The sequence below is a fragment of the Halomonas sp. BC04 genome (genome assembly GCF_000568385.1).
Genome location: NZ_AZQX01000304.1, coordinates 1 through 10,442, shown reverse-complemented (window position 1 = coordinate 10,442; position 10,442 = coordinate 1). Strand labels below are relative to the sequence as shown.

At 65.6% G+C, this 10,442-nt stretch carries 9 protein-coding genes and 2 pseudogenes; 9 read left to right on the top strand and 2 right to left on the bottom strand.

The genetic code is table 11. From position 1 onward, the window contains the following. The 4 genes and pseudogenes from metX to Q427_RS20815 all read left to right on the top strand — a co-directional run. Positions 1–463, top strand: a pseudogene (gene metX / locus Q427_RS20830) (homoserine O-acetyltransferase); the annotation flags it as partial. After that, on the top strand, positions 463–1,062 hold the full coding sequence (metW, locus tag Q427_RS20825) for a methionine biosynthesis protein MetW (protein WP_043517024.1): 600 nt from the start codon (positions 463–465) through the stop codon (positions 1,060–1,062). The pseudogene metX and the gene metW, both read left to right, overlap by 1 nt. Positions 1,063–1,128: 66 nt before the next feature. Beyond that, positions 1,129–1,584 (top strand): DUF4426 domain-containing protein, encoded by a 456-nt coding sequence (locus tag Q427_RS20820; RefSeq protein ID WP_043517020.1) that lies wholly within the window; start codon positions 1,129–1,131, stop codon positions 1,582–1,584. Then, a complete protein-coding gene (locus tag Q427_RS20815; protein WP_197030768.1) occupies positions 1,581–1,922 on the top strand; it encodes a Rieske (2Fe-2S) protein in 342 nt (113 codons plus the stop codon). Before Q427_RS20820 ends, Q427_RS20815 begins: the two co-directional genes overlap by 4 nt. Here the strand turns inward: Q427_RS20815 and sfsA are convergent. Both sfsA and Q427_RS20805 read right to left on the bottom strand, forming a co-directional pair. Beyond that, a complete protein-coding gene (sfsA, locus tag Q427_RS20810) occupies positions 1,881–2,657 on the bottom strand; it encodes a DNA/RNA nuclease SfsA (protein ID WP_043517018.1) in 777 nt (258 codons plus the stop codon). The genes Q427_RS20815 and sfsA overlap by 42 nt on opposite strands. Before the next feature lie 15 nt (positions 2,658–2,672). Next, positions 2,673–3,851 (bottom strand): pyridoxal phosphate-dependent aminotransferase, encoded by a 1,179-nt coding sequence (locus tag Q427_RS20805; RefSeq protein WP_043517017.1) that lies wholly within the window; start codon positions 3,849–3,851, stop codon positions 2,673–2,675. A gap of 241 nt (positions 3,852–4,092) precedes the next feature. Here Q427_RS20805 and dksA point away from each other — a divergent pair, with 241 nt between their 5' ends. The 5 genes and pseudogenes from dksA (at position 4,093) to Q427_RS20780 (ending at position 10,026) form a co-directional block, all read left to right on the top strand. After that, positions 4,093–4,530 carry an RNA polymerase-binding protein DksA gene (dksA, locus tag Q427_RS20800; RefSeq protein WP_043517016.1) on the top strand — a complete coding sequence of 146 codons (438 nt, stop codon included), beginning with the start codon at positions 4,093–4,095 and terminating at the stop codon, positions 4,528–4,530. Positions 4,531–4,611: 81 nt separating this feature from the next. Continuing rightward, positions 4,612–5,523: a tRNA glutamyl-Q(34) synthetase GluQRS gene (gene gluQRS / locus Q427_RS20795; protein WP_051496565.1), complete on the top strand. Its 912-nt coding sequence runs from the start codon at positions 4,612–4,614 to the stop codon at positions 5,521–5,523. A gap of 14 nt (positions 5,524–5,537) precedes the next feature. Continuing rightward, entirely contained in the window at positions 5,538–5,714 is a 177-nt protein-coding gene (locus tag Q427_RS32670) for a hypothetical protein (protein ID WP_043517015.1), read from the top strand. Continuing rightward, positions 5,704–8,654, top strand: a pseudogene (locus Q427_RS20785) (ATP-binding protein). The gene Q427_RS32670 and the pseudogene Q427_RS20785 overlap by 11 nt, the downstream one beginning before the upstream one ends. Next, positions 8,632–10,026, top strand: a complete 1,395-nt coding sequence (locus Q427_RS20780; protein WP_043517014.1) for a sigma-54-dependent transcriptional regulator — start codon at positions 8,632–8,634, stop codon at positions 10,024–10,026. The pseudogene Q427_RS20785 and the gene Q427_RS20780 overlap by 23 nt, the downstream one beginning before the upstream one ends. The last annotated feature ends 416 nt before the right edge of the window (positions 10,027–10,442 follow it).

Here is a 10,442-nt window from a genome sequence, read left to right as displayed (position 1 = left end):
CTACCTGTCGGAAGATGCCATGGGCAGCAAGTTCGGCCGCGACCTGCGCAGCGAGGATCTCAACTTCGGCTACGGCGTGGAGTTCCAGGTGGAGTCCTACCTACGGCATCAAGGCGATACCTTCTCGAGCTCCTTCGATGCCAACACCTATCTGCTGATGACCAAGGCCCTCGACTATTTCGACCCGGCCGCGGTACACGGCGGCGTCCTGGCGAAGGCGGTGAAGCCGGCGCAGTGCCCCTTCCTGGTGGTCAGCTTCACCAGCGACTGGCGCTTTCCCCCCTCCCGCTCCCGGGAGCTGGCCAACGCCTTGATCCGGGCCGGCAAGTCGGTCAGCTATGTGAACATCGACTCTCCCCACGGCCATGACGCCTTCCTCCTGCCGGAGCCACGCTATCAGGCCGTCTTCGCCGCCTTCATGTCCCGTGCGGCCCGGGAACTGGGCCTGGAGGAGCGCTCATGATGCGAGCCGACCTGGAACTGATTCACCGCTGGATCCCCAAAGGAGCGCACATCCTCGACCTGGCCTGCGGCGACGGCACCCTGCTCGAGGCGTTGGCCCGGGACAAGGGGGTCAGCGGCTATGGCCTGGAGATCGACCCGGCGGGCATCACCGCCTGCATCGAAAAGGGCGTCAACGTCATCGAGCAGAACCTCGACGAGGGCCTGGTGAATTTCGAGGATGACACCTACGATCTGGTGGTCATGACCCAGGCGCTTCAGGCGCTGCGCCGCCCCGACCGGATGCTCGACGAGATGCTGCGGGTCGCCGACGAGTGCATCATCACCTTCCCCAACTTCGCCTACTGGCGGCACCGGGTACATCTCGGCATCCGCGGCTACATGCCGGTCTCCAAGACGCTGCCCCATGCCTGGTATGACACCCCCAACATTCACCTGTCGACCTTCAACGACTTCGAGCACCTGTGTCGCGAGAAGGGGCTGGCGATCACTGACCGGGCCGTGGGGATACGCGATCATGAAGGTCACTGGGCCTCGCGGCTCTGGCCCAACCTGTTCGGCGAAATCGCCATCTTCCGCATCAGCCGGCAGCGGGAATGAGCCCGGACCCGGCACTTCCGCGACAGCCCTGACTGCGACAAGAGACTGCGACAAGAGGGAATCACGATGAGATATCGAACCGCTCTGCATTGCCTGTCTGGTGTGCTGCTCCTCTGCCTGGCGCTACCCTTGCAGGCCCAGCAGTACGAAAAGGTGGGCGACTACCAGGTACACTACAGCGCCGTCAGCACCAGCTTTCTCAGCGCGGATGTGGCTGCGGAGCATGGCATCCAGCGCAGCCCCGCCATGGCGCTGGTCAATGTCAGCGTGCTCGAAGAACTCGAGGATGGCACCCTGCGGGCGGTAAACGCCCCGGTCAGCGGCAAGGTCGGCACGGTGGGCGATAGCTCCCCGACCCCTCTCTCCTTCCGCTCGCTGCGTACCGGCGACAGTGTGTCGCAGATTGCGGTCTTCCGTATCATCGAAGACGAACCCATGCGCTTCGACCTCGAGGTACGCCACGACCGCAACCAGCCACCGGCCGAGGTCGGTTTCATCCAGCGATTCACCATCGACCGGTGAGCCCAGCGCCTGCCACCATCATCGCTCGACGCTCTCAGCTCGACGCCACCTCGGCACTGGGTCTACGCCTGCCCGACGGACGCGACGTGCTGCTGGTGACGGTGCACGGGCGCATCAGCGCCTTCGTCAATCGCTGCCCCCACCAGGGGGTCGCGCTGCAGGCGGCGCCGAACGTCTTTCTCGAAGCGGGCGGGGAACTGATCCAGTGCGCCATGCACGGCGCCCTGTTCCTGCCCGAAACCGGGGAATGCGTCTTCGGCCCCTGCCAGGGGCGCTACCTGGAACCGCTAGCGATTTCAGTCGATGCCGAGGGCCATATCCAGCTGGCGGGTGAGTGAAACGGGCAGCGCCTCGGCCAGCCGAATCGCGTGCGGCGCCCCCTCGAGGCAGTCCACCCGGCAGCCATGAGCCAGAATTTCCACCCCGCGTTCCGCTGCCTCGCCCAGTGCCAGGGCATAGGCGGGGTCGAGGTGTGAGGCGGCGGCCACGTCACCGATGCCGGTATGGGCCACACAGAAAAGCAGTACCGCCCGGTGGCCCTGGGCCACGAGATCCCCCAGCACCCCCAGGTGTCGTCGCCCCCGCTCGCTCACCGCATCGGGGAAGTAGCCATGGCCATCGCTCTCCTTGAGGGTCACCTGCTTGACCTCGACGAAGGCGGCTCCCCACTGCGGGTCGTCCAGGCGGAAATCGAGTCGGCTCGCGACTTTTCCCCCGTCCGTTGTCACCTTCGCCTCGCGCTTCAGCGTCGCATAGCCCGCCAGTGTCGCCACCCTCCCCGCGAGCAGCGCCTCTTCGACGATGCGGTTGGCCCGCCCGGTATGCACCGAGGCGAGCGCCAGACTACCGTCCTGCTGTGGCAGCTCGATCAGTTCCCAGGTCCAGGCCAGCTTGCGCGCCGGATTATTGCTGGGCGCCAGCCAGACGCGGCAGCCCGGCACGTTCACCGCACGCATGGAGCCGGTATTGGGACAATGGGCAACCACCTCGCGCCCGTCGGCAAGGCGCACATCGGACAGGAAACGCTTGTAGCGTCGCAGCAGGATGCCGGGCACCAGCTCGGGATAGTCCATGGAAAAACCTCCGCGTCAGTACAGCACTCGCGACGACTGGCGAGCCAGAAAGCGCTCGAGCCGGGCCACCGCCTCCTCGAGCCGAGCGATACCGGTGGTGAAGGCGATGCGCACGTGGTGCTCGCCCCCCTTCAGCGCAAAGTCGATGCCTGGCGTGATCGCCACGTTCTCCTCCTCAAGCAGCTGCCGGCAGAAGGTCTGGCTGTCGCGGCTATAGCGGGAGATATCCAGCCACAGGTAGAAGGCGCCCTGGGGCGGCAATGAGGGCGCCAGCCCCAGCCGGGAAAGTCCGCTCAGCAGCGCATCGCGCCGACGCCCCAGCTCGACACGACGCGACTCGAGGATATCGCGACACTCAGGCGTGAAGGCAGCCAGCGCCGCGTGCTGGGCCGGAGTGGAGGCCGCCAGGAACACGTTCTGGGCCAGGCGGGTGAGCGGTTCCACTGCCGCCTCGGGCGCCAACAGCCAGCCCAGGCGCCAGCCGGTCATGCCGAAGTACTTGGAGAAGCTGTTGACCACGAAGGCATCGGGGGTGATTGCGGCCACCGACAGCGGCGAGATGTCGTAGCAGAGCCCCTGGTAGATCTCATCCACCAGCAGTTCACCACCACGAGCCGCCACGCTGTCGGCAACCGCCGCGAGCTGTGCCCCATCGAGCATATGGCCGGTAGGGTTGGAGGGGGTGGCGAGCATCGCCAGGCGCGTGTCATCACGCCAGTGTTGCTCGACCAAGGCCACATCCAGCTGCCAACCGCTTTCTGGGCCCACCGGCACGGCATCCACCTCGGCGCCGGCCAGGGCCATGAAGTGGCGATTGCAGGGGTAGTTGGGATCGGCCATCAGCACCCGGTCGCCGGGCCCGGCCAACAGCTGGCTGGCCAGCAGCAGGGCCCCGGAGGCGCCAGGGGTGACCAGAATCCGCGATGGATCCACCACGGCGCCGAAGTGCTCGGCGTAGTGGCCGGCGATCGCCTCGCGCAGCGCCGGTAGCCCCGCWGCCGGCGTATAGCGGGTGTACCCCGCCGCCAGCGCCTGCTGGCCGGCGGCGAGCACCGGTTCCGGCGTGGCAAAGTCAGGCTCGCCCACCTCCAGGTGTATGACATCGTGCCCCGCTGCCTCACGGGCCTGGGCGATCTCCAGCAGGTTCATCACACGGAAAGGGGCAACACGATCGACCCGCGAGTTCCACGACATGACTGACTCCCGATTGAAATTTCCAGGCCTGACGGGGAACCTTTCGCCGCCGGGCTTTCCAAGGTAGATTCTATCTTTTTTCAAGACCGTCGCGCAGGCCGCTCCCTCGCCAGCATTGCCAAGGTCGCTATTGCAAAGGCGGCGTTTTTCCGCTAAACAAGCATGCCTTTGGCGTGAGATACCTTGCAGAGTATCGGAGCGGGTATTGATCAGCAGTCACTAAAGTTAAAGAGGCAGTCCCATGCCAGTAGCAGACAAGAAAACGGAAGCGCCCAAGAAATTCACCCCGTACGAGCCAGCATCGGGTGAAGAGTACATGAACGAGCAACAGCTGGAGCACTTCCGACAGATCCTGCTGGGCTGGAAACAGGAGCTCATGGAAGAGGTAGATCGCACCGTGCGCCATCTGCAGGAAGAGGCGAACAACTATGCCGATCCGGCCGATCGTGCCACTCAGGAAGAGGGCTTCAGTCTCGAACTGCGCACGCGGGACCGGGAGCGCAAACTGCTCAAGAAGATCAATGAAACCCTCGACAAGATCGACGAGGACGACTATGGCTTTTGCGAGGCCTGCGGCGTCGAGATCGGCATCCGCCGGCTTGAGGCCCGCCCCACAGCGACACTGTGCGTGGACTGCAAGACCCTGGCCGAGCTCAAGGAAAAGCAGCTCGGCGGTTGAGTCGCCAAACCATCCCTGCTGTCGCGACGGGCACCCCAGGGTGCCCGTTTGCGTGACGACCGCCCTCATCGGGAGTCATCCATGACCCCTTATCGCGGCCGCTTCGCCCCCACCCCATCCGGCGCGCTGCACTTCGGCTCATTGATCGCCGCCCTGGCCAGTTTCCTCGATGCCCGTCGGGCGGGCGGCCAGTGGCTGCTGCGCATCGAGGACATCGACCCGCCACGCTGCCCTCCCGGGGCCGCCGATACCATTCTGCGCCAGCTCGAGGCCTTCGGCCTCCACTGGGATGGTCCGATCCGCTGGCAAAGCGAGCGCAACGAGGCCTATGCCGCCGCCCTGGAGCGCCTGAGGTCACAGGATCTCGCCTACCCCTGCAGCTGTTCACGCAAGCAGTGGCGCGACTTTCCTATCTACCCCGGCTGGTGTCGGCAGGGCCTGCGGGAGCCCGACAAGCCATCGGCCTGGCGACTGCGCAGCGACAAGGGGCTGCGTCCGGTCACATGGCAGGATAGGCTGTTCGGGACCCAGTGCTTCGATCCGGTTGAATTGGGCGACGTGGTGCTCAAGCGCAAGGATGGCCTCTGGGCCTACCAGCTGGCCGTGGTGGTCGATGATGCCGACCAGGGCATCACCGATGTGGTGCGTGGCTTCGACTTGCTCGACAATACGCCCTGGCAGCGCCAGTTGCAGCATGCCTTGGGCCTGCCTGAACCGCGCTACCTGCACCTGCCCCTGATCATGAATCGCGACGGCCAGAAGCTCTCCAAGCAGAACCTGGCGCCGGCGCTCCCCGTGTTGGAAAGGGCGGTGCGCCCGCTGCTGCATCGTGCCCTGGCAGCACTGGATCAGGCACCGCCCGATTCGCTGGCCACCGCCCCCGCTGGCGAGCAGCTCGACTGGGCCATTGCCCACTGGGAAGTGGACCGCATTCGCCCCGAGGCCACCCGACAAGCTGCCGCTGCCGACATGGCCGCCACCGACCCATCCTGAACGAGGAGCACGCTGTGTACGTCTATCGCATCATGCTGCTGCTGGTGTTCGGGGGCTACCTGCTCTCGCCGCTGTTGATGAGCGGCTGGTCCAGCCCGGGGGTGGCCTGGTACCGGCCCTTCGTCATCTGGGGAATACTCATCGCGCTGACGCTATGGCTGGAGCAGAAAAGGAAGCTGGATGAACAATAGCCTGGCCAGCGTCTTCGCCCTGGGCACCAGCTACCTGCTGCTGATGTTCCTGTGTGCCCTGGCGGTGGAGCGCGGCTGGATCGGCCGACGCATTACCCGCCACCCTGCCGTCTATACCCTGGCGTTGGGGGTGTATGCCAGCGCCTGGGCCATCTACGGCAGCCTGGAGCTGGCCGCCAGCGACGGGTACGGCTACCTCGCCTACTACCTGGGCGTGGCCGGCGCCTTCCTGCTGGCGCCGGTCCTGCTGGTCCCCATCCAGCGCATGACCCACACCTACCAGCTCTCCTCCCTGGCCGACCTCTTTGCCTTTCGCTTTCGCTCGCGCTGGGTCGGCACACTGGTAACGGTCATCAGCCTGCTGGCGGTACTCCCCCTGCTGGCACTGCAGGTACAGACCCTGGGCGATGCCATCTACCTGATGACCAATGCCGCCTCGCCAGCCCTCCTGGCGCTGGCCTTCAGTGGCATGATCGCCCTGTTCGCCATGCTCTTCGGTACCCGCCACAGGCACCAGTACGCTCGGCATGACACGCTGCTTACGGTCATCGCCTTCACCTCGCTCATCAAGCTCGGTGCCATGCTGGTCCTGGGCGGCATCGCGCTATTCGTCGTCTTCGATGGCCCGGCCGACCTGCAGCTCTGGCTGGATGGCCCCGGCCAGGCCCATCAGGCGGGCGTGGCCCAACCCGATCCGGCCCATTGGCGCACCCTGCTGCTGCTGTTCTTCGCCGCGGCACTGCTGATGCCGCATATCTTCCACATCACCTTTGCCGAGACGCTATCGCGGCATACCCTGCTCCAGGCCAGCTGGTCCCTGCCGCTGTTCCTGCTGCTGATGGCGATACCGGTGCCGCTGATCCTGTGGGCCGGGCAGCGATTGGGAAGCGACCAGCTGATCGGCTCCGCCTATTTGGCCTTCGGCCTCTCGGAATCGTTCTGGGTCCAGGCGCTCGCCTTCATCGCCGGCCTGGCCGCCACCAGTGCAACCATGGTCATCATCGCCCTGGCCCTGTCGGGGATGATCCTCAATCACGTGCTGCTGGTCGCTCACCCCCCCGAAGCCCAGCCAAACCTCTATCGCTGGCTACGCTGGCTTCGTCGCGGACTGATCGCCGCGGTAATCCTGGGTGGGTGGCTCTTCTACCGTACCGTCGGGGTCAATCATGACCTGACCACACTGGGGCTCGCCGCCTTTGTCGGCATGGCACAGTGCCTGCCGGGGCTGCTTGCCCTGCTCTACTGGCCAGGGGCCAACCGCAAGGGCATGGTATCGGGCCTGGCCATCGGCACCCTGGTCTGGCTTGTCGGCCTGTGGCTACCGCTGCTCACCGCCCTGCCCGCCCTGGTACTGATACCCCCAGGGCTTGAGGTGCTTGCCGGCGAGCCGGACTGGTACGTGGTGACCCTGGTCTCGCTGGCCGCCAATAGCCTGACCTTCATCATCGTCTCGCTGGCCACCCGCACCTCACCCGGCGAGCGCGCCGCCGCCGAGGCCTGCTCGGTGGACGCCGTGATCCGCCCCAAGCGCCTGCCCCTGCTGGCGGCCACCGGCGAGGAGTTCAAGCAGCCGCTCGCCCGGGCGCTCGGTGACGAAGTCGCCGAACGGGAAGTGGAACGAGCCCTGACCGACCTGGGTCTCTCCCCCCTGGACGGTCGCCCCTATGCCCTGCGCCGGCTGCGCGACCGGATCCAGGCCAATCTTTCCGGTCTCATGGGGCCCTCGGTGGCCCAGGATATCGTCGACCGCTACCTGCCTATCGGCGAGGCGGCCAGGAACCCACCGACGACATCCACTTCGTCGAGAGCCGCCTGGAAGCCTATCGTTCACGCCTGACCGGACTGGCCAGGGAGCTGGATGGGCTACGTCGCTACCATCGCCGCATCCTGACCCGGCTGCCTGTGGGCCTGTGCGCCTTCGGCGTCGATGACGAGCTGCTGATGTGGAACGATGCCCTGGCCGAGCTCTCCGGCATCGACGGAAATAGCGTTATCGGCGCCCGCCGCGACGGTCTCCCCGCCCCCTGGGGAGACCTGTTGAGCCGGGCCGAGAAGGAGGATCACCTCTACAAGCAGGCGGTGACGCTGGAGGGCGGCACCCGATACCTGACCCTGCACCGGGCCGAGCTCAAGGCCGACGATGACGTCCGCGGCGGCACCGTGATCCTGATCGAGGACCACAGCGAGATGAAATGGCTGGAGGACGAGCTGGTACATGCCGCGCGCCTCGCCTCCATCGGTCAGCTTGCCGCCGGGGTCGCCCATGAGATCGGCAACCCCATCACCGGCATCTCGTCGCTGGCCCAGAACCTGCGCTATGACACCAACGATCCCCAGGTTCTGGAAACCGCCGCCCAGATACAGCAGTTGACCGACCGGGTCTCCCGTATCGTGGGCTCGCTGGTGGGCTTTGCCCACGGCGGCCGTCATATCGGCGGCACCAGCTTCGCACCGGTCTCCATCGCTGCCGTTGCCGACGAGGCGCTGCACTTGCTACAGCTGGCGCGCTCGGGCGAGGATGTGAGGTACCATAATCTCTGCCCTGCCGAACTGGAGACGTTCGGCGATGCCCAACGGCTCCAGCAGGTGATGATCAACCTGTTGAGCAACGCCCGCGACGCCAGCCAGCCGGGCGGCAACATCGTCATCGCCGCTGAACCGGAAGGCCGCATGCTGAAGGTGACCGTCACCGACGAGGGCGAGGGGCTCGACGCCAGAGTCCGCGACCACCTTTTCGAGCCCTTCACGACCACCAAGCCACCCGGTGAAGGAACCGGCCTGGGCCTGCCGCTGGTCTACAGCATCATTGCCGAGCATCATGGGAGAATCGAAATCGAGTCACCGCCCCCCGGGCATGAGCGCGGCACCCGCATCTGCCTGTGGCTGCCCACCGAACGACAGGATGGTGAAGAGACGAATGAGCAGGATTCTGATCGTTGAAGACGAGGCCATCATCCGCACCGCACTTCGTCGGCTTCTGGAGCGCCATGACTATCGCGTCAGTGAAGCCGGCTCGGTCGATGAGGCACTCGCCCTGGACCCCCAGCATTTCGACCTGGTGATCAGCGACCTGCGCCTGCCAGGCGAGCCAGGAACCACACTAATCGCCAGCGCGGCACCGGTCCCCGTGCTGATCATGACCAGCTATGCCAGCATGCGCTCGGCAGTCGAGGCCCTCAAGGAGGGTGCCATCGACTACGTGGCCAAGCCCTTCGACCACGATGAACTGCTCGAGACCGTATCCCGGGTGCTGCACCAGCAGTCCTCGCACCGCTCCCCGCCCCCGGACATCACCGACGCGGGCGGCTCGCGCCAGCAGATGATCGGTGAGTGCCAGGCCATGCAGGCCGTCTACACCCGCATCCGCAAGACGGCCCCGGCAGACGTCACGGTGCTGATCCAGGGCGAGTCGGGTACCGGCAAGGAGCTGGTGGCCCGGGCCATTCACCAGCAGAGCAAGCGGGCCACAGCCGCGCTGATCTGCGTCAACTGTGCCGCCATTCCCGAGACACTCATCGAATCCGAACTGTTCGGCCATGAGAAAGGCGCATTCACCGGCGCCAGCGCCGCCCGCACCGGACTGGTGGAGGCCGCCGACGGCGGCACCCTGTTTCTGGACGAAATCGGCGAACTGCCCCTGGATGCCCAGGCCCGCCTGCTGCGGGTGCTGCAGGAGGGGGAGATCCGCCGTATCGGCTCGGTGGAGACCCGCCATGTGGATGTGCGCCTGATCGCCGCCACCCATCGTGACCTGCGGGCCCTGTCGAAGACCGGCGAATTCCGACTCGACCTCTACTATCGCCTCAACGTGATGCAGATCGATCTGCCGCCGCTGCGCGACCGGGACGAGGACGTCCTGACCATCGCCGATGTTTTGCTGGAAAAGGCATGTCGCCGGCATCAGCGTGGTGGCCTGCGCCTTTCCCGCGCGGCGCTGCGGGAAATCCGCGACTACCCCTGGCCGGGTAACGTCCGTGAACTGGAGAACGCCCTGGAGCGCGGCGTGATACTTGCCGAGGGCCACCTGATCCACCCCGACGACCTGGGACTGAGACCGGGACTATCGGTCTCACCCCGCCCCTCCCCCGAACCGATGCCGCGAGCGATCGAGCCGGCCGAGAGCGACCAGGACGAGAGCGGCGACGATCTTTCCCTGGAAGACTACTTCCAGCACTTCGTTCTCGAGCACCAGGATCAGATGAGCGAAACGGAGCTTGCCCAGAAGCTGGGCATCAGCCGCAAGTGCCTCTGGGAACGCCGCCAGCGCCTGGGCATTCCACGCAAGAAGCCGGCCAGGCGCAGCAGCGCCTGACCGGCCCGACGCTACCCGTGACCGGTGGCAGCACGAGCGCCATCTACGACTATTGTCCAAGCGCCCCTGGCACAGGCCAGTGGCGCTTTTTTGATGATTTCCCGGGGGTTTTGCACCAGGTGTTACCTTACCACTCAGAATCTGCCCCGATATGGCCCAAGATGGGTAACACCTTCGGGGCGAGCTGGCCGCCCCTCCTCACGGCATGACGTAACGTACTGTTTTTCAATGCTGATAAACGTCATGGCATGTGGCGTGCAACATCTACGGGTAAGAAAAACAACATCCGGCTGTCACCCGCGCCAACAACAACAACAAGGCGGCCAGGCGAGACAGAGCCCGCACCAACAACAACAACGCGGGCTGTGAAACGATGCGGAAGCGGGAGCAATAACAACAACCTCATCCCGAACATG